We start from the raw sequence: 18,043 nt of genomic DNA on the forward strand, positions 1-18,043 counted from the left end.
CTTACTGCCTGTCTGTATTAATCTCTAGTTTACGGAAGTTTATACTCGCCTTTCCAGAGATCTTTTTGTTTTTCTCGCTCACGTACTACCAGTACCTGATCTTTGTCGACTAAAATTTCAGCTGGTCGACACCGACTATTGTAGTTAGACGCCATTACAAATCCATACGCCCCGGCACTGCGGACCGCCAATAAATCATCCGGCGCTACGGCAAGCTGACGGTCCCGGCCCAAAAAGTCACCGGTTTCGCAGACCGGGCCTACTATGTCATAAATGCGTGAGGGGGCCTGAGTTTGCGTGTCTACCCGAATGATATTTTGCCACGCTGAATACAAAGAAGGACGAATTAAATCGTTCATGGCCGCATCTACAATAGCAAAATGCTTATCTTCTCCTTCTTTTATAAATTCGACCCGGGTGACCATTATGCCAGCATTAGCCGCTATTGCCCGGCCTGGCTCTAAAATAAGGGTCAATGCTTCACGTCCTTGCATGCGCTGAGCCAATGCCGCCGCGTACTCTTTAGGATGCGGAGGGGTTTCATCCTGGTACGTTACACCTAAGCCGCCACCTACATCTAAGTGCTGAATATGAATATCTTTATTCGCCAGCTCGTCGACCAACGCCAGCAGCCGGTCGAGCGCGTCAACAAAAGGGGCCAACTCGGTAAGTTGCGATCCTATGTGACAATCCATGCCCACAATTTTCAGGTGCGACATAGAGGCAGCCAGCTCATAAGCGCGTAGCGCCTGTTCCCGGGCAATACCGAATTTATTGGCTTTTAATCCGGTAGAAATGTAAGGATGCGTTTTCGCATCAACATCAGGATTGATTCTGAGTGAAATTGGCGCTTTAACATCCAGACTACTGGCTACCTGATTAATGCGATGTAATTCTGCTTCTGACTCAACATTAAAACAAAGAATATTTTGTTCGAGCGCATAACGTATTTCAGCAGAGGTTTTGCCTACACCTGAAAATACCACTCGCGACGGGTCGCCGCCAGCTTCGATAACCCGGGCCAGTTCGCCGCCCGAGACAATATCAAAACCCGAACCTAATTTAGCCAGTACACTTAGCACACCAAGGTTAGAATTAGCTTTTACGGCATAGCATATAAGATGAGGATGCGAACCTATTGCGTCGTCAAACGCATGCCAATGGCGCTCTAACGTGGCGCGAGAATATATGTACAGAGGGGTGTCGTGGTTAGCGACAATGTCGGCTACTGCCACATCTTCAGCGTATAAATGAGCGCCTCGGTAGTTAAAATAGTCCATCAGTTGTGTTCCTGAAACGAATCTAAAGTGACTTTATCTGTGTTTTCGGTACCGTTTTTTTCTGCTTCTTCGGGAAGGTACAGCGGGCCCCGGTAACCACAGGCACTTACAAATAATGCACTAACTATCAGGCAAAAGCGTATACAGGGTTTTCTTAACACGTAAATCCTGGCAAAAAATATCTCATGATGCCGTTATCATCGCATTGCCGAATGAAAATGCAAGAGTCAATACGGCTTCAGTTTGGGTGAGTATAGAGCATAGAACGGCGCAGGCCGGGGTAATTGATTTTGCTCACTTCAATAAGACTGCCAGAATTCGCAGTTGACCGCTATAAATCACAGTCTTATCAATGGTTCAATGCGATGAACTGCATTAAAAGCCCCGTTTGTATTGCATTAAATAATGCTATGCTAATGAGAGCAACAACCCGGTGACGCCATGTTTGTAACGCAGGCTTCCACTGTAACGATTTATCCAGTTAACCATAAAAGGCGCTACGATGGACTATAACACCTCTGAACTCTGCGATTTATTTGCCGACAGCGTCGACGTTGTCGATCCTATTTTTGCCAGCTATGGGGGCCGTTTTTCATTTGGTGGCGAGATTACCACGATAAAATGTTATGAAGATCGTGGCCTTATTGACCGGGTGCTGGCCCAGTCGGGCAGTGGCAAAGTTTTGTTGATTGACGGCGGAGGTTCTACCCGCCGTGCACTTATCGACGCCACCTCTGCCCAACTGGCAATAGACAACGACTGGGAAGGCATTGTGTGTTATGGCAGTGTCCGCGATGTAGACACCCTCAGTGATTTCGATATTGGCATTATGGCTGTGGCGACAATTCCCGTAAATGCGGAAAGCGAAAGCATTGGCGATGCTGATATACCGGTTAATTTTGGCGGGGTGACCTTCTTACCTGAAGATCACCTTTACGCCGATAGCACGGGTGTTATTTTATCGCCTGAACCACTGGATATCGACTAACCTTCAGGATGTTCAGACGAGCCTGGCGCAAATACTTCGTTAAGATATTGCGCCATTCTGATGCCTGCCTGCTGCAACCGTGTTTTAGCTTGTGGTAAGTGTTTATATAAATAGTCGTACGACATTTTATTGGCATCTTCAGGATAAAGGGTATCGCGCAAAGCCACACTTTCGGCAATCCAGTCATGCGGATTGGTGGTGTTCCACTGCACAATATTTTCAGGTGTTATTTTTGAGTCGAGCCAATTAGTCCACTCAGTAAAAGATAAATTGCGCTGAGCCAGCATCTGGGTGTCCCAAACCCGGTGCAAATTCGAGTCTTCCCAGAAAAACCGAACCTTGACATCATTCCCCCCCCTGTCAGTACCATTACCCGCATGTAAAGGCTGGTGCAAATCACCAATAATATGTACCACAAAGCGCAAAGCGAGCTGTTTATCTTCTTTGCTTGCCGAGGGGTCTTTAAGTGTCTTAGTAAAACGCTGCAGGGCTGAAGCCGCATCCCCTTGTTCTGGCGCGCCTACTTCGTGGTAATGTTTGTCTTCGGGCACCGTTACATAGTGAAATGGAGAGGCCGTTTTTTGCCAGAATAATGCCGGATTTGAACGTTGTTCGTCGGCATAGGTTGAGGCCTCAGCAAGCGTTTCGTTGGGCAGCAATTGCTCTACGGCGGTACTGGCAGCCGGGCTCAGATAGCGTTCAGCAATCGCTCCGGTTACGCGATGACCGGTCTGGCCCCAGCCCAGTGCCGGCAAGCTGGTAATTAATCCGGTGGTAAGACACGCTAGCAGCGTAAGGTTAGACTTTGAAAGCACCTGCATGGGTATTATTCCTTTATTGAATGAGCCTGATAGCCCCACCGGGCCATCAATTGTTGATCAACACCAAGATGATCTAAAATCCGTGCCACGACAAAATCGATTAGATCGGCAATAGTTTGGGGTTGGTGATAAAAGCCGGGCGCTGCGGGCATCATTACTACCCCCATTTGCGACAATTTGTGCATATTTTCAAGATGCAAAGTCGACAAAGGCATTTCCCGGGGCACCATAATTAATTGACCGCGCTCTTTTAATACCACATCGGCCGCGCGTTCTATTAAATTATCACTCGCGCCGCAGGCTACAGCCGACAACGTGCCCGTAGAGCAGGGGCAAATTACCATTTGCTTAGGCGCAGCAGAACCCGAGGCAACCGGCGAAAACCATTCCTCTTTACCGCACACCGTGATTTGGTCAGGTTTGGCATTAAATCGCTCTGTGAAAAAAGCTGCAGTAGCGTCGGGTTTCCCCGGTATCTTTATATTTTCCTCAGTAGCAAATACCACTTTAGCCGCAGAAGAAATAAGTACAAAAACCTGGTAGTCGGCCCGAACCAGCATTTCAAGCAGGCGTAATGCATAAGGAGCGCCCGAGGCGCCGGTAATGGCTAAGGTAATACGTTTAGTCATGATCTGAAATATCCGTGGGTAAATCGCTTAATGCAGTCAGTATGCGCTGGTGTATACCTTCAAAGCCGCCGTTACTCATTACCAGAATATGATCGCCTGAACAGGCTATACGCACAGCTGCATCAATAATATCCTGCACCTGTTGATAACATTGGGCAGAAGCGCTGCTGGTTTGTACTGCCTGGGCCAAAGACCAGTTCATGCCCGCTGGCTCATAAATCAGAATCTCATCAGCCTGTTGCCATGAGGCCGCCAATGTGTCTTTGTGAATGCCCATTTTCATGGTGTTAGAACGTGGCTCAATAATAGCGATAATTCTGGCTGTTCCGACTTTGTTGCGTAACCCAGCCACAGTGGAGGCAATTGCCGTAGGGTGGTGCGCAAAGTCATCATAAACCGTGACCCCGGCCACCCGGCCTTTTGTTTCCATCCGCCTTTTTACATTTTTAAACCGCTGCAAGGCGGTAATGGCATCGTTTAGCTGCACGCCCGCATGGTGCGCAGCGCCAATTGCCATTATGGCGTTATCGACATTATGCTGACCCAACAATGTCCAGTGTACCTCACCCACCACTTTGCCATGGTGTAACACTTCAAACGCACTGCCATCAGGCTGTATCAACCGGGATTGCCAGTGTGTGCCTAATTGCTGTTGTTCGCTCCAGCATCCCTTATCCAGAGTTTGGGTGATAGCGGGGGTATTATGGGGCGATAAAATCAATCCATTTTGCGGAACCATGCGCACCAAATGGTGAAACTGGGTCTGGATGGCCGCCAGGTCGGCAAAAATATCGGCATGGTCAAATTCAAGATTATTGATGACCAGTGTTTTGGGGCGATAATGCACAAACTTTGAGCGCTTATCGAAAAACGCGCTGTCGTATTCGTCGGCCTCAATTACAAAAAATGGGCTGTCACAGGTACGCGCTGAAATACCAAAATTTTCGGGTACACCACCAATCAAAAAACCGGGATTTAATCCCGCATCTTCTAATATCCAGGCTACCATACTGCTGGTGGTCGTTTTACCATGGGTACCCGATACGCCAATAACCCAACGGTCTTTGAGAAAGTTTTCAAGCAGCCATTGCGGCCCGCTGGTGTAATCCAGATTTCGGCTAAGTACATACTCAACCGCGGGGTTTCCTCGGGACATGGCGTTACCAATAATGACGGTGTCGGGTACCGGGTCAAACTGCTTTGGGTCATAACCTTCAGTAAGGGTGATACCCAGTGCTTCAAGCTGCGTGCTCATTGGGGGGTAAACATTTGTGTCAGAGCCTGTTACCGTGTGCCCCAGCGACTTTGCAATAGCCGCAATGCCACCCATAAAACTGCCACAAATACCAAGAATATGTACGTGCATAAAAAGTCTGTTTTTCTTGTTAGGATGATTACTTTACCAGAACCAGCATAAGCTGCGAATATCTCATTTCCCCTGAGTGGTGTTCAAAGGTACAATCGGCACCGGCCGGTTAAAAAAGAAACGATAGCTTTTGGTTCTAAAAACTACGTTAAACTGTGTTTGCATTGCGTTTTGCAATCAGAGCCTGGGTAAAGTCGTTACTTTTGCCAGGCCATATCATCAGAATAAGCAAACAATGTAAAACCAGCTATCCGGTCATGACATCATGTAATATTGAGTTACACTATTAAAAAACCCTACAAAACAAGGCAAAAGCACACATGAAACGTTTAAATTCGCAATTGCAGCACGATGGCGCTCCGCTAGAACTTATCCTGCTTATCAGAACCCTGCTCGCGGGTTGTAAAGAAATTTCGTTTCGGGTAAGTCAAGGAGCTCTGGCTGGTGTTTTGGGTTCCACGTTAAGTGAAAATGTTCAGGGCGAAACCCAGAAAAAACTAGATGTAATCTCTAATCAGATTCTTAAAGATACATTGCGTGACTCTGGCTATGTAAAAGCGATTTCGTCAGAAGAAGAAGATACGGTAGTGCCCTGTAACCCTGAAGGTAACTTTTTGGTCAGCTTCGATCCTTTAGATGGTTCTTCAAACACTGAAATTAACAGCCTGATCGGCACTATTTTTTCAATCACTCATGCCCCCCAGTGGATGGACGCTGATGATCCTTCTGCCTTTTTGCAGCCTGGGACGCAGATAGTTGCTGCCGGTTATGTCTTGTATGGCCCCTCTACTATGCTTGCTATGACTACCGGTCGGGGCACCCATATTTATACGCTGGATAAAACCCATGGCGGTTTTCTTTTGACTCATCCTAATGTACAGGTTCCTGCGCAGACCTCTGAATTTGCAATTAATGCATCAAATGAGCGCCATTGGGAACAACCTGTAAAAGATTACATCAACGATTTACTGGCCGGTACCGAAGGCCCCCGTGAAAAAGATTTCAATATGCGTTGGGTCGCCGCAATGGTAGGTGATATTCACCGTGTCTTATGCCGTGGCGGTATTTTTATGTATCCGTTTGATAAACGTAATCCGTCAAAACCTGGCAAACTGCGCCTTTTATACGAAGCCAATCCAATGGCCTTTTTAATGGAGCAAGCGGGGGGCCTTGCAAATACCGGTCATGGCCGCATTATGGAAGTTATGCCGACTGAAATCCATCAGCGTGTGCCCGTTTTACTGGGCTCTAAAGACGAGGTAGAGACTTGTCTTAGCTATTACCAGAAAGCAGCAGAATAAAAAATTGCGCGGCAAATGAGCAGCCGGCATGGCGGTGTACCATTGGTTGTTTTTATTTTGCCGCGCTAACCGTATACTTTAGCTGTTTGCTCAGGCAAGACAGGGCGATGCATTGCTTTGCCTGAGCAAATCTCCCTTAGTTTGATTTAACACATAGGAACCATTTATGAGTTTGAACACTGTACCTGCGGGTAACAATTTACCTGACGAAATTAATGTCATTATTGAAATTCCGGCCCATGCTAACCCGGTAAAATACGAAGTAGACAAAGAAAGCGGCGCCATGTTTGTCGACCGTTTCATGGCTACATGCATGCACTATCCGGTTAATTATGGCTACGTTAATAACACATTGTCAGAAGATAACGATCCCGTAGATGTTTTGGTTATGACGCCGTTTCCTATTCATAGCGGCTCAGTTATCAAATGTCGTCCGGTGGGTGTATTGAATATGACCGACGAGTCAGGCAAAGATGCCAAAGTTCTGGCTGTACCGGTAGACAAGCTATCTACAATTTACCGTGATGTTCAAGAAATCACCGATGTTCCAGAGCTGACAAAACAGCAAATTGAGCACTTCTTTACTCACTATAAAGATCTTGAGCCTGGCAAATGGGTGAAGATTGATGGTTGGGCAGATGCCGCCGCCGCTAAAGAAGAAATTGTAGGCAGTGTTAAGCGTTTCGAACAGTCTGCATAATACTGATATGTGTCTGGTAAAAATCCGGTATCGAAAGAGGCCGGATTTTTATGCCTGTTAATAATCCTACGCTGCCCATTATTACGTAAATTAAAAGAAAGAGTCCGATTTACTGCCTTACCTGATTCATATTCAAATCGCCAAAAGTATCCGGGTTAAAACGAATAAAAATAGATGCTGGTATTTTTCGAGCCATCGGTATTGTTTGCAATATTTATAAAAAGCGGGTGGCCACGCCTGAATCCTCAGCACTAACGTATTAACCAATAATGAAGTGCCTGAAAAATAGTATTCAAATTTTTTATCATAGATAAGCACGTAGAACCATCTCATTACAGGTTCAGATTTATGGCTGTAAATATTTAATTATCGGATAGGAAGATGAATAGTGTCGAAAGTGAATTGCGGGTACGCCTGTAGTTGACTACCAGGCAAAATATCTGACTCAATACAAAAGACTGCCGGCTAGCAGTACTAACCGGCAGTCTTTAAAAGTTGCTCGTTTATATTGTGGCAATATTTACGGCAATAAGCGTGTAATTAAGACTTACGACGGCTGGTAGCACCCAGACCTAACAAGCCTAGTGACATTATTGCGATAGTTGAAGGTTCTGGTACTTCAAATACTGCACTCACATCACCGGTAACGGTTTGCTCACCTTCTAATGGAATAGTGTCAAAATCGCCATCCACACGTACGCTCATGTAAAATGGGGTAGGCGATACAAAGTACGTATCACCATCGGCCGTTAATTCGAAATCGCGGAACATGAAATCAAACACACCGCCAAATCCATACAACAGACCTACATTTTGTGCCAGATTCTCACTTGAACCCAGTAGCATATCGTCAGCGGTATTCGACAGATCTAACGAGGCTACATCATTTGCTACGGTGTCTTGATCGGCATCTAAGAACAATGAAAACGAGCCAGACTCGGCAGTCAATGAGGAGTTAGAGCCCATTGCACCTGGCGTCATTACTGTACCTGTGGCTGTGAAGGTGGCATACAGGTTGTAGTTTGCGCCGATTACAGAATTAATCTGAGAGCTATTGGCCGTACCATCATTACCAAATAACTGGTTCATTGAAGCGAATGCAGTGGCCGTAAAGTTGCCGGCATCGTCAAAATTAATGACTTCGGTGTAACCGCCATTTAGCTTATCTGCAGTGATGACTTCACCACCATATGGGGTTTCATCAATCTGAAAGTCTAAAAAATCAGCCTGACTTGAAAAAGAAGCTGCAATACCAGCAGTAAGTGCTAAAGATTTTACTAGTGTCTTAAGTTTCATATTTAGTACTCCAAAGTAAAAATTTAAATGAAGCTAGAATCAGCTTCTAATATTTAATTTGCAGACTATGTGCCAACTTGTATATCACTGATATTTAGCTAAATTTATATGTGATCTTAATTGTTTGTAAATTTATTTGACACTTTAGTATTAGATGATATTTGTCTAAATAAAAGAGGTTATTTATCGTGGCTTATATTGTCAGGCATAATTTTGGTAATAAGTTTTTTGCTATATCTTTACTATTAACCAAGAATTTTTAAAAAAGAATTAGAAAGCGATTTCAATATAGAAAACAGTAAGAGATGCTTATTGCGAAGTTATTTATAAAGAAGAATACAATTAGTTATAAAGGTTGAACGCTTAATAATTTTTATACGCCGAGTGGCAAGCTGAAGATAACGAATCAATAATTTTAAAAATACAAACTACTCGTGCTATAAAGTGACCGCTTAGCCATAAGGCTTGAATCGTACTTACGAGCTCACGTTACCAAAGTTGATGCTGATAAAATCAAAAAAGGCGACCCGAGGGCCGCCTTTTCAAACTTACGTGCGTACTATTAAGACTTACGACGGCTGGTAGCGCCAAGGCCTAACAGACCAAGTGATAATACCGCAATAGTTGATGGCTCTGGCACATCAAATACCGCACTTACGTCACCAGTTACACGTTGCTCACCTTCTAACGGTACAGTATCAAAATCACCATCTACACGCACACTCATATAAAATGGCGTTGGAGATACAAAATAAGTATCGCCGTCTGCAGTTAATTCGAAGTCACGGAACATGAAATCAAATACACCGCCAAAACCGTAAAGAAGACCTACGTTTTCAGCCAGGTTGTCGCTTGAGCCTAGCAGTTTGTCATCAGACGTATTAGCCAGATCCAGTGTCGCTACATCATTTGCAATGGTGTCCTGATTTTCATCAAGAAACAATGAGAACGAACCCGAATCAGCAGACAATGAAGAGTTGGCACCCATTGCGCCAGGAGTCATTACCGTGCCTGAAGCAGTGAATGTTGCATACAGGTTGTAGTTAGCGCCAATTACAGAACCAATCTGTGAACTGTTCGCAGTACCATCATTACCAAACAGCTGATTCATAGAAGCAAATGCGCTTGCTGTGAAGTTACCCGCATCGTCAAAGCTAATGATTTCAGTGTAGCCGCCATTCAGTTTATCAGCGTTAACAACTTCACCACCGTAAGGGGTTTCGTCTATCTGGAAATCAAGAAAGTCAGCCTGACTTGAAAAAGATGCTGCAATACCAGCAGTAAGTGCTAAAGATTTTACTAATGTTTTAAGTTTCATATTCCGAACTCCATATTCCAATTTGAAGTAATGCTTTAATAAGCGTCTAACTAGATACAGCATCTACCGTGCCAACTTTTAAGTAATTGATTTTAATATGTTTTTAGTTTTGATCTAAATCTTCTGTAAATTATGTCGACACATGGATTAGAAGTTAAATTAATGATTATTAAAGGTTTGTTTAATTACTAATCAAGTGTTTTGGGGTTTGAGTGTTGTATAGGGTTATATTCCTACCACCGCTAATAGCATTGCATCGCTGTGAGTTGTTTTGCTTCCTGTTCAAACTGTCCAGGAACCGATGGGTACACTCGGTTTGAGCTATAAATACTTTGATGCTATTGATACAAACGAGGACACTGACATGACGGTACAATAATAATTTGTACGAAGCGGGGTTGGAAAAACCATGCTACCTGAAAATTTATCCGGAGCGATACGCTTCCAATATCGAAAACACCAATCATTTCGCTTTTTACTCACCGTCGGTCAAAATTAGCCAACGCAATTTAGCGATAAGTTGCGGGTTAATATGTATCCATTTTATGAAATAATAGAGCCGATGAATTATTGAACACCAAGGGGTGAAGTTCGTGTTGAAATCAGTATTACTCTTATTGTTGCTGTGTAGCAGTATTGCATGGGCCGAAGAGCCAACAGAAGTCTACTGGGAAGATTTAGTGCCCGTTGGCTTTGATGAACAAAGTACGCGTTCAATAAATCATGATGGTAGCATGACTCAATTACAGCCGAATGCGCCGATAGTGCCAAAATACGATGGGAAACGTGTAAAGGTTCCTGGCTTTGTGGTACCGCTTGAAGGTACCTCTGAATTAACCACCGAGTTTCTTCTGGTTCCTTATTTTGGTGCCTGTATTCATGTCCCACCCCCTCCGTCAAATCAAATTGTTCATGTAACCTTTGAAAAGGGCGTTGCGATTGACGATTTGTACGATGCGGTTTGGGTTACCGGTGTATTGTCGACAGAAGGGTGGAAAGGCGATATCGCCACCGTGGGCTACCGTTTAACCGGAGAATCAGTCTCGGCTTTTTAAAGCGCTACCACCACGCTACGTATCGGTTAATGAGTTTGAATGATGGGCTGGCAAGCATTTTGAATAATGTTTAATTAAACCAGCCCGAGCATAAGAATTATGTGATTTTTTCCTGTTTGCCCGGGTTTTGTAACTGCGAAGTGTAAATACTTCAAACAATCCGGCGAGGGAAAACTCATGAAAAAAGCATTGGTAGTTGAAGGCGGCGCTATGCGCGGTATTTTTGCCGCTGGTGTGCTGGATGTCTTTTTGTCCAAGGGGTGTATGTTCGACTACGCTATTGGTGTGTCGGCCGGAGCGACTAACTTATCTACTTTCGCAGCTGGCATTCCGGGTCTTAGTCGTAAGCTTATTACCGACTATGCAACGCGACGTGAATTTTTTAGCCCGCTGCGCTTTATTCGCGGCGGTCATATGACCGACGTTCACTGGTTGTGGCATCAGGCCCGGGCGCAACTTGACCAACAGGGCTCTCAACGAGAAGGTACGTTACCTGTCTATGTGGGTGTTACCAATGTAGACACAGGTAAATGTGATTATTTACGGGCAAACGCCGACAATATTAATGACCTGATGGTAGCCTCGTGTTCTATTCCTGTCGCTTACCGCGATCAGCCTCAAATTGGTGATCATCGTTATGTCGACGGTGGAGTAGGCGACTCAATTCCGGTACGCAAAGCCTACGAAATGGGAGCTCGGGAAATTACGGTAGTATTATCGCAGCCATTAGGATTTTCTAAACCGTCGACGCATTCGGGTTGGTTGCTTGAAAAGCTTTATGGTCATCAACCGGCCTTACTTTACACTTTGTTACAGCGTCCGCAGATCTATAACGATACCTTAGCGTTTTTGCAAAATCCGCCTGCCGATTTGCAGTTAAACATTATCGCCCCACCCGCCGGATTTAATGTAAAAAGGCTGACCATGGACCGCCACAAACTTGATCGCGGTTATAAGCATGGAAAAATTGCTGCGCTACGTATGCTCAGACGGGCTCGACGCGCAGCATAGACAATTATTGTTCGGGTGTATAAATATGCTCTGCACGGCTAAATAAAAGCCACGAAGTCAAAATGTACTTATCGTTACTCTTTGGCACCTGCCCACGATGGGTATGTGTAAAGTACGCAGGTGCAATAACCATAGTGCCGGCTTTGGGTTTGATTGACCGGTTCTGATAATAAAAGTCGGTTTCTCCCCCTTCTTCCACATCGTTAAGGTAATACATAAACAGCAGGGTACGATGCAGAGCTTCATTGTGGGGCAGTTGTGGAAACACTTCTGAATGCCAGTAGGGATAACCGCCTTCGCCTGCCGTGTAACGCTGAGCGTTAATCTCGCCTACCCGAAACAGGTAATTTAAAAGGTTGGGTAAATTGGGTTTACCTACTTCTTCAAAATTTTGGCCCGTAAGTTTGACCGGCTCGCCGGTTTCAGGATGGCGAACTGTAAGTCCGATAGGGCCTACCAGCGCGAAAAAATATTTTTCGATATAGCTAAGTAGTGCGTTTCCGGTCTTCTCCATGACGGGTTTAAATAAAGGCGCAAATTCATTGTTGTCACTAAACGAGACATCAACGCTACGCTTTTTATCAAGATCGATACCGCCGCCGGTTTTACCGGCGACCAAATTTGGACTTTGGTCAAACTGAGTAATAATGTCCTGACACAACGAGCGCGGCAAAACATCCTCAATTACTTCGATAAAATCGGTTTTTTCACCGTACATGCTTATTACTTCCTAACTTATTTTTCTTTGAAATGCGCCATTAACTCATTTTTGACAGCATCTGAAATGGGGGCAGAACGCTGGCTTTTAAAATCGAAGTGCACCAGAGTTGTGGTACCGGTGGCGCATTTCACATCGTTTTGCCAGGCTTCTTGTAACGTTTCAAAAGAACTTTTACCGACCCGGCTGATAAACGTCTTGATAGTAACCGGTTTGCCGTAAAATAACTGGGCATGAAAGTCGACATGATAGCTGGCCAGAATTAAAGGCCAGTTCGTTAAGTCCAGCTCTGGGGTAAAAAAGCGAAAGATGGGATCCCGGCCTGCTTCAAACCATTGCACCAGAGCGGTATTGCCCACATGACCCAATGCATCGGTTTCGCAAAAGCGTACATCAAAAGTAGTTTCTAAAGGCAAGTTTTCAGACATTATACAACTTGTTAATTAATCGTTATAAGGGTTTGCCCACCATAGCATGGCGGGCAATAGGGTCAATATCAGCGTTGTTGTTCAAGCAGCGGCTTCAAGAAACGCCCCGTATGGGAAGCTTCAACTTCAGCCACTTCTTCAGGGGTACCTTCGGCAATAATTAAGCCTCCCCCTGAACCACCTTCGGGGCCCAAATCAACAATCCAGTCGGCGGTTTTTATTACATCAAGGTTATGTTCGATTACCACCACTGTGTTGCCATGGTCGCGCAAACGATGCAATACGGCCAGCAACTGTTTGATGTCGGCAAAGTGCAAGCCAGTTGTCGGCTCATCTAAAATATATAAAGTTTGCCCGGTATCGCGTTTTGACAATTCCCGCGCCAGTTTCACCCGTTGAGCTTCACCGCCAGAAAGGGTGGTGGCCGCCTGTCCCAGCTTGATATACGCCAAGCCAACATCGGTCAGAGTTTGCAGTTTTCGGGCAATAGACGGAATAGGGTCAAAAAACTGTCTGGCTTCTTCTACCGTCATACTTAGCACTTCATTAATATTTTGCCCTTTGTACTGTATTTCGAGGGTTTCACGGTTATAGCGCTTGCCCTTACAAACATCGCAAGGCACATACACATCGGGTAAAAAGTGCATTTCTACCTTAATAACCCCATCACCCTGACAGGCTTCGCAACGACCGCCTTTAACATTAAAGCTAAACCGCCCGGGTTTGTACCCACGTGAGCGGGCTTCCTGAGTGCCTGCAAACAGTTCACGAATTGGTGTGAATATGCCAGCGTAAGTAGCCGGGTTAGAGCGAGGCGTGCGCCCGATAGGGCTTTGATCAATATCGACCACTTTGTCGAGCAAGTCTAAGCCTGACATGCTTTTATGAGCAGCGGGTTCATTCGCGGTGGCATTGTTTAGCTCGCGTTGGGCTATACGGTAGAACGTATCGTTTATCAGAGTTGATTTGCCTGAACCCGATACGCCGGTAACACAGGTCATCAGCCCTGCGGGTATTGCCAGGGTAACATCCTGCAAATTATTGCCCGTAGCGCCTTCCAGGGTTACCCACTTGTCTTTTTGAGGCGGGTTTCGCTGTTCCGGAACTTCAATTCTCTCTCGACCTGAAAGGTATTTCCCGGTAAGTGAGTCTTCACAATTTAGTATATCATCCAGTGAGCCCGCTGCAATAATTTCTCCACCGTGCGTGCCGGCTCCCGGCCCAATATCAATCACATAGTCTGCTTCACGAATGGCGTCTTCGTCATGCTCAACCACCAACACGGTATTGCCCAGGTCGCGTAATCGGGTAAGGGTTTTTAAAAGCCGCTCATTGTCGCGCTGATGTAAGCCAATAGAAGGCTCATCCAGTACGTACATTACGCCCACGAGGCCCGCGCCAATTTGGCTGGCCAGACGAATACGCTGCGCTTCACCGCCAGACAACGTATCGGCGCTGCGTGACAAGCTTAAGTAATTAAGGCCCACATTGATCAGAAAGCTCAGCCGGTCCTGAATTTCTTTAAGAATTTTTTCTGCAATCTGACCTTTCTGGCCGGGCAAATCCAATGATTCGAAAAATTCAAATGCACCGGCAATCGACATATCAGCGATTTTGGGTAAGTTCGTATTTTGAATGAAAACATTACGCGATTCTTCGCGCAAACGCGACCCTCCACAGCTATTACACGGCTGCTGGGCAAGATATTTGGCGAGCTCATCACGTACGGCATTTGACTCGGTTTCCCGATAACGCCGTTCCATATTTGGAATAACGCCTTCAAATGGGTGCTTACGCTCCATAATGTCGCCGCGGTCATTGATGTATTTGAACTTCAGCGATTTGCCCTTTGAACCATACAGCACTATATCCTTGGCTTTGGGGGGTAATTCTCCAAAAGGCTTGGTTAAATCAAAATCATAATGGTCGGCTACGGCCTGCAGCATCTGAAAATAATAATAGCTGCGTTTGTCCCAGCCGCGAATAGCGCCTCCGGATAAACTTAGTTCATCGTTTGTCAAAATTCGGGTGGGATCAAAAAATTGTCGGGTGCCCAAACCGTCACAGGTTGGACACGCACCCGCCGGGTTATTAAAGGAAAACAGGCGCGGTTCGAGTTCGCTAATACTGTAACCACAGTGAGGGCAGGCAAAGTTGGCAGAAAACACCGTCTCTAAAGCGTTGGGGTCGTCCATGTCAGCAATTTTTGCATTGCCACCTGACAGCTCCAGTGCGGTTTCGAAAGACTCTGCCAGTCTGAGCTGCAAATCTTCGCGTACTTTGAAGCGGTCCACCACAACTTCAATGGTGTGTTTTTTATGTAAATCGAGCTCTGGAGGATCGGAAAGATCGCACACTTCACCATCAATTCGGGCACGAATAAATCCCTGAGCGGCCAGGTTCTGCAGCATTTTGACATGCTCGCCCTTTCGGTCTGAGATAACCGGGGCCAACAACATTAGCTTTGAGCCTTCAGGCATTGCCAGTACTTTATCTACCATCTGACTGATGGTCTGTGCATCCAGCGGTACATCGTGAGTCGGGCAGCGTGGTGTACCTACCCGGGCAAACATCAGGCGCAAATAATCATAAATTTCGGTGATGGTACCCACAGTAGAACGTGGATTGTGCGAGGTGGATTTTTGTTCGATAGAAATGGCTGGAGACAGCCCTTCGATATGATCCACATCGGGTTTTTCCATCATTGATAAAAATTGCCGAGCGTAGGCCGACAGAGACTCAACATACCGGCGCTGGCCTTCCGCATACAGCGTATCGAAAGCGAGGGAGGATTTTCCCGAACCAGATAACCCGGTGATCACCACCAGTTTGTCTCTGGGAATTGTTAAATCGACATTCTTCAGATTGTGGGTGCGGGCACCACGTATTTCGATTTTATCCATTGAAACCCATCAATTGCCAAAAGATCCAGTATGCCATACTGAGTCTTGAAAATAATCTTTAGTTACGCCTGCAGCCCTGTGCAGATCACCTTGAAGGGGTAATCGTCCAATAGGCGCAGGCAGAATTTATGGTACACTTTGCAGCTTATTAAATGCAGGGGAATGGTAAGGTTTTGAACGCGATAGAGTTACGTGCGGCCCTCACTCTGGCACTGGTTTATGTGTTGCGAATGATGGGATTATTCATGGTAATGCCGGTGCTGGCTGTTGCTGCTATGGACTATCCTGACTACTCTGCGGTGTTGGTTGGCTTGGCCATAGGAGGTTATGGTCTGACCCAGGCTGCCTTACAAATTCCTATGGGCATGTTGTCAGACCGCTGGGGCCGAAAACCAGTAATTCTATTGGGCCTGAGCATTTTTGCTTTGGGCAGCTTTGTCGCTGCGGCGGCTGATAGCCTGACCATCATGGTGGTGGGCCGAATTCTTCAGGGCGCAGGCGCTATCGCCGGCGCTATTATGGCTCTGGCCACCGATGTCAGCCGTGAAAGCCAGCGGGCCAAGGTTATGGCGGTCATTGGTATCGCAATTGGTTTTTCTTTTTACCTGGCTGTGTTGGTCGGGCCGCTTATTGCAAAGCAATGGGGACTGACCGGAGTCTTTGCTTTAACCGGCTTATTTGCGTTGTGTTGTATGCCACTTATTCAGTGGGCAGTGCCTACCGTGGTCATGTTTAATAGCGCCGATGTGCTGCCCCGTGCAGGTCAGCTTCAACAATTAATCTTCTCATCGCAACTGTGGCGCCTGAATATCAGTGTGATGGTATTGCATATGATGATTACCTTGTTGTTTGTGCAATTGCCATTGACGCTGGTGCATTTTGATATGACGCTTGAAAGTCATTGGCAACTGTATTTGCCGGTGTTGGCAGCCTCGATACTGGGCCTTATTGTTATGATGGGCATGGCCCGGGGCAGAATGCCCCGATATCTGGTATTGCTGGCGGCAGTATTTATGGCCTTGGCATTTACGCTGCTGGCCTACAACGACGGCAATCAATGGCTGGTTGTAACCGCAGTTATTATGTTTTTTACCGGCTTTAATTATTTAGAAGCCAGCTTTCCCGCGTTGGTCTCCAGCATTGCCCCTGCGGGCAGCAAAGGAACCGCCATGGGGCTGTATGCCAGCTTTCAGTTCTTTGGGGCATTCCTGGGAGGCGTTTCTGCGGGGTTAGTAAGCGATTACTTCAGCGCGGCCGCGGCGTATGGTGTCGGGGCTGTAGCCGCCGTTATCTGGCTGTGGGTTTTAGCGGGATTGCGGGAGGTGTCACGTCTGAAACGCGTGGCTTTACATACGACGGTGGCGATTAACCGTGAAGTAGAGTTAGAGGTTGCCCTGGCCCAATTAACCGGGGTGGAAGAAAGTCAGACCAACGCATTAGAAGGTGTGGTATACCTGAAGGTAAATCGCGACTTCGACCACATAAAAGCGACCGAAACACTGCGCCATTTTGAACATTAATCGACGATTGTCTGTAGCATAAAAGCAAGTTATTCATACAGCAGTTTGTGCAAGACTAAGGGTTTTCATGAAAGTAGATTTATCTCAGTATCAGGGAATTGTGTTTGATATGGATGGCACATTGCTTGATTCAATGGGCTCTCATATTAAAGCGTGGCAGCAAACCTGTGAACACTATGATTACCCGTTTGACCGGGAATACTTGCATAGCCTTGGGGGCGTACCCAGTATCGCGACGGTAGAAATGTTGAACGAGAAATACCAGTTAGATCATTCTCCTGAAGCGGTGGCCCGCTACAAAAGTGATGCCTGGTCAAAGCTGGATCATAACCCCACGCTTATTGAACAAACCATGGAAGTATTTGAATACTACCGTCCCTCGATGAAAATTGGAGTAGGCACTGGTGCAGGCCGCAGTCAGGCTGAAGAGCTGTTGACTTACCATGGCTTGTTAGAGCGTATTGACGTACTGGTCACCTCAAGTGATGTGAAGCAGGGCAAACCGCACCCGGAAACCTTTTTGACGGTTGCTAAGCATCTGGGCGTAGCGCCCGAACACTGCGTGGTATTTGAGGACACTCAAATTGGTCAGCAAGCAGCACGGCGGGCGAATATGGATTGCTTTTTAGTACGCGGCGGCGTTATTCAAATACCCCACACATCTTCAAAATGCTATGACACGTCACAATAATAAGTTTGGTCAGTAACT

Annotated in this window: 17 protein-coding genes; 7 read left to right on the plus strand and 10 right to left on the minus strand. The window is 46.1% G+C overall.

Annotation, left to right across the window (positions count from 1 at the left end; all coding sequences use genetic code 11):
• Nucleotides 1–29: 29 nt before the first annotated feature.
• Complete coding sequence (gene lysA / locus JK130_RS10550) at nucleotides 30–1,280, minus strand: diaminopimelate decarboxylase (RefSeq protein ID WP_218354283.1); 1,251 nt, start codon at nucleotides 1,278–1,280, stop codon at nucleotides 30–32.
• A complete protein-coding gene (lptM, locus tag JK130_RS10555) occupies nucleotides 1,280–1,441 on the minus strand; it encodes an LPS translocon maturation chaperone LptM (RefSeq protein WP_343210996.1) in 162 nt (53 codons plus the stop codon). The genes lysA and lptM overlap by 1 nt, the downstream gene beginning before the upstream one ends.
• 341 nt (nucleotides 1,442–1,782) lie before the next feature.
• Here lptM and rraA point away from each other — a divergent pair, with 341 nt between their 5' ends.
• The gene (gene rraA, locus JK130_RS10560; RefSeq protein ID WP_218354284.1) at nucleotides 1,783–2,268 is read left to right on the plus strand and encodes a ribonuclease E activity regulator RraA; all 486 of its coding nucleotides are present in this window, start codon (nucleotides 1,783–1,785) and stop codon (nucleotides 2,266–2,268) included.
• Here rraA and JK130_RS10565 read toward each other — a convergent pair.
• The 3 genes from JK130_RS10565 to mpl are packed head-to-tail and all read right to left on the minus strand — an operon-like array spanning nucleotide 2,265 to nucleotide 5,084.
• Complete coding sequence (locus JK130_RS10565) at nucleotides 2,265–3,089, minus strand: S1/P1 nuclease (protein WP_218354285.1); 825 nt, start codon at nucleotides 3,087–3,089, stop codon at nucleotides 2,265–2,267. The genes rraA and JK130_RS10565 overlap by 4 nt on opposite strands.
• Before the next feature lie 5 nt (nucleotides 3,090–3,094).
• A complete protein-coding gene (locus JK130_RS10570; protein ID WP_218354286.1) occupies nucleotides 3,095–3,718 on the minus strand; it encodes a flavin prenyltransferase UbiX in 624 nt (207 codons plus the stop codon).
• Nucleotides 3,711–5,084, minus strand: a complete 1,374-nt coding sequence (mpl, locus tag JK130_RS10575) for a UDP-N-acetylmuramate:L-alanyl-gamma-D-glutamyl-meso-diaminopimelate ligase (protein WP_218354287.1) — start codon at nucleotides 5,082–5,084, stop codon at nucleotides 3,711–3,713. The genes JK130_RS10570 and mpl overlap by 8 nt, the downstream gene beginning before the upstream one ends.
• Nucleotides 5,085–5,404: 320 nt before the next feature.
• On the opposite strand from mpl, the gene JK130_RS10580 reads away from it, so the two are divergent.
• Both JK130_RS10580 and ppa read left to right on the plus strand, forming a co-directional pair.
• Complete coding sequence (locus tag JK130_RS10580) at nucleotides 5,405–6,385, plus strand: class 1 fructose-bisphosphatase (RefSeq protein ID WP_218354288.1); 981 nt, start codon at nucleotides 5,405–5,407, stop codon at nucleotides 6,383–6,385.
• A 166-nt stretch (nucleotides 6,386–6,551) separates the two neighbouring features.
• Nucleotides 6,552–7,085: an inorganic diphosphatase gene (gene ppa, locus JK130_RS10585; protein ID WP_218354289.1), complete on the plus strand. Its 534-nt coding sequence runs from the start codon at nucleotides 6,552–6,554 to the stop codon at nucleotides 7,083–7,085.
• A 540-nt stretch (nucleotides 7,086–7,625) separates the two neighbouring features.
• Here ppa and pepA (JK130_RS10590) read toward each other — a convergent pair.
• Together pepA (JK130_RS10590) and pepA (JK130_RS10595) are read right to left on the minus strand one after the other, a co-directional pair.
• Nucleotides 7,626–8,381, minus strand: coding sequence for a flocculation-associated PEP-CTERM protein PepA (pepA, locus tag JK130_RS10590; protein WP_218354290.1), 756 nt, complete (start codon nucleotides 8,379–8,381; stop codon nucleotides 7,626–7,628).
• A 562-nt stretch (nucleotides 8,382–8,943) separates the two neighbouring features.
• On the minus strand, nucleotides 8,944–9,699 hold the full coding sequence (gene pepA / locus JK130_RS10595; protein WP_218354291.1) for a flocculation-associated PEP-CTERM protein PepA: 756 nt from the start codon (nucleotides 9,697–9,699) through the stop codon (nucleotides 8,944–8,946).
• Between the two features lie 596 nt (nucleotides 9,700–10,295).
• Here pepA (JK130_RS10595) and JK130_RS10600 point away from each other — a divergent pair.
• Together JK130_RS10600 and JK130_RS10605 are read left to right on the plus strand one after the other, a co-directional pair.
• Nucleotides 10,296–10,754: a DUF3299 domain-containing protein gene (locus tag JK130_RS10600; RefSeq protein ID WP_218354349.1), complete on the plus strand. Its 459-nt coding sequence runs from the start codon at nucleotides 10,296–10,298 to the stop codon at nucleotides 10,752–10,754.
• Between the two features lie 177 nt (nucleotides 10,755–10,931).
• Nucleotides 10,932–11,765, plus strand: coding sequence for a patatin-like phospholipase family protein (locus JK130_RS10605; RefSeq protein WP_218354292.1), 834 nt, complete (start codon nucleotides 10,932–10,934; stop codon nucleotides 11,763–11,765).
• Nucleotides 11,766–11,769: 4 nt separating this feature from the next.
• Here the strand turns inward: JK130_RS10605 and JK130_RS10610 are convergent, their stop codons facing one another.
• The 3 genes from JK130_RS10610 to uvrA form a co-directional block, all read right to left on the minus strand.
• Nucleotides 11,770–12,483, minus strand: a complete 714-nt coding sequence (locus tag JK130_RS10610) for a 2OG-Fe(II) oxygenase (RefSeq protein WP_218354293.1) — start codon at nucleotides 12,481–12,483, stop codon at nucleotides 11,770–11,772.
• 17 nt (nucleotides 12,484–12,500) lie between these two features.
• Nucleotides 12,501–12,911, minus strand: coding sequence for an acyl-CoA thioesterase (locus JK130_RS10615; RefSeq protein WP_218354294.1), 411 nt, complete (start codon nucleotides 12,909–12,911; stop codon nucleotides 12,501–12,503).
• 68 nt (nucleotides 12,912–12,979) lie between these two features.
• On the minus strand, nucleotides 12,980–15,814 hold the full coding sequence (gene uvrA / locus JK130_RS10620) for an excinuclease ABC subunit UvrA (protein WP_218354295.1): 2,835 nt from the start codon (nucleotides 15,812–15,814) through the stop codon (nucleotides 12,980–12,982).
• 173 nt (nucleotides 15,815–15,987) lie between these two features.
• On the opposite strand from uvrA, the gene JK130_RS10625 reads away from it, so the two are divergent.
• Both JK130_RS10625 and JK130_RS10630 read left to right on the plus strand, forming a co-directional pair.
• Nucleotides 15,988–17,334: an MFS transporter gene (locus tag JK130_RS10625; protein ID WP_218354296.1), complete on the plus strand. Its 1,347-nt coding sequence runs from the start codon at nucleotides 15,988–15,990 to the stop codon at nucleotides 17,332–17,334.
• Nucleotides 17,335–17,401: 67 nt separating this feature from the next.
• On the plus strand, nucleotides 17,402–18,025 hold the full coding sequence (locus JK130_RS10630; RefSeq protein ID WP_218354297.1) for an HAD family hydrolase: 624 nt from the start codon (nucleotides 17,402–17,404) through the stop codon (nucleotides 18,023–18,025).
• Nucleotides 18,026–18,043 lie beyond the last annotated feature (18 nt).

Origin of the sequence: Alteromonas lipotrueiana, from assembly GCF_019249245.1 — a bacterium.
Classification (GTDB): domain Bacteria; phylum Pseudomonadota; class Gammaproteobacteria; order Enterobacterales; family Alteromonadaceae; genus Alteromonas; species Alteromonas lipotrueiana.

Coding starts and splice junctions, on each gene's coding strand:
- lysA (WP_218354283.1), bottom strand. CDS start 1,280: ATGGACTATTTTAACTACCGAGGCGCTCATTTATACGCTGAAGATGTG.
- rraA (WP_218354284.1), top strand. CDS start 1,783: ATGGACTATAACACCTCTGAACTCTGCGATTTATTTGCCGACAGCGTC.
- JK130_RS10565 (WP_218354285.1), bottom strand. CDS start 3,089: ATGCAGGTGCTTTCAAAGTCTAACCTTACGCTGCTAGCGTGTCTTACC.
- JK130_RS10570 (WP_218354286.1), bottom strand. CDS start 3,718: ATGACTAAACGTATTACCTTAGCCATTACCGGCGCCTCGGGCGCTCCT.
- mpl (WP_218354287.1), bottom strand. CDS start 5,084: ATGCACGTACATATTCTTGGTATTTGTGGCAGTTTTATGGGTGGCATT.
- JK130_RS10580 (WP_218354288.1), top strand. CDS start 5,405: ATGAAACGTTTAAATTCGCAATTGCAGCACGATGGCGCTCCGCTAGAA.
- ppa (WP_218354289.1), top strand. CDS start 6,552: ATGAGTTTGAACACTGTACCTGCGGGTAACAATTTACCTGACGAAATT.
- pepA (WP_218354290.1), bottom strand. CDS start 8,381: ATGAAACTTAAGACACTAGTAAAATCTTTAGCACTTACTGCTGGTATT.
- pepA (WP_218354291.1), bottom strand. CDS start 9,699: ATGAAACTTAAAACATTAGTAAAATCTTTAGCACTTACTGCTGGTATT.
- JK130_RS10605 (WP_218354292.1), top strand. CDS start 10,932: ATGAAAAAAGCATTGGTAGTTGAAGGCGGCGCTATGCGCGGTATTTTT.
- JK130_RS10610 (WP_218354293.1), bottom strand. CDS start 12,483: ATGTACGGTGAAAAAACCGATTTTATCGAAGTAATTGAGGATGTTTTG.
- JK130_RS10615 (WP_218354294.1), bottom strand. CDS start 12,911: ATGTCTGAAAACTTGCCTTTAGAAACTACTTTTGATGTACGCTTTTGC.
- uvrA (WP_218354295.1), bottom strand. CDS start 15,814: ATGGATAAAATCGAAATACGTGGTGCCCGCACCCACAATCTGAAGAAT.
- JK130_RS10630 (WP_218354297.1), top strand. CDS start 17,402: ATGAAAGTAGATTTATCTCAGTATCAGGGAATTGTGTTTGATATGGAT.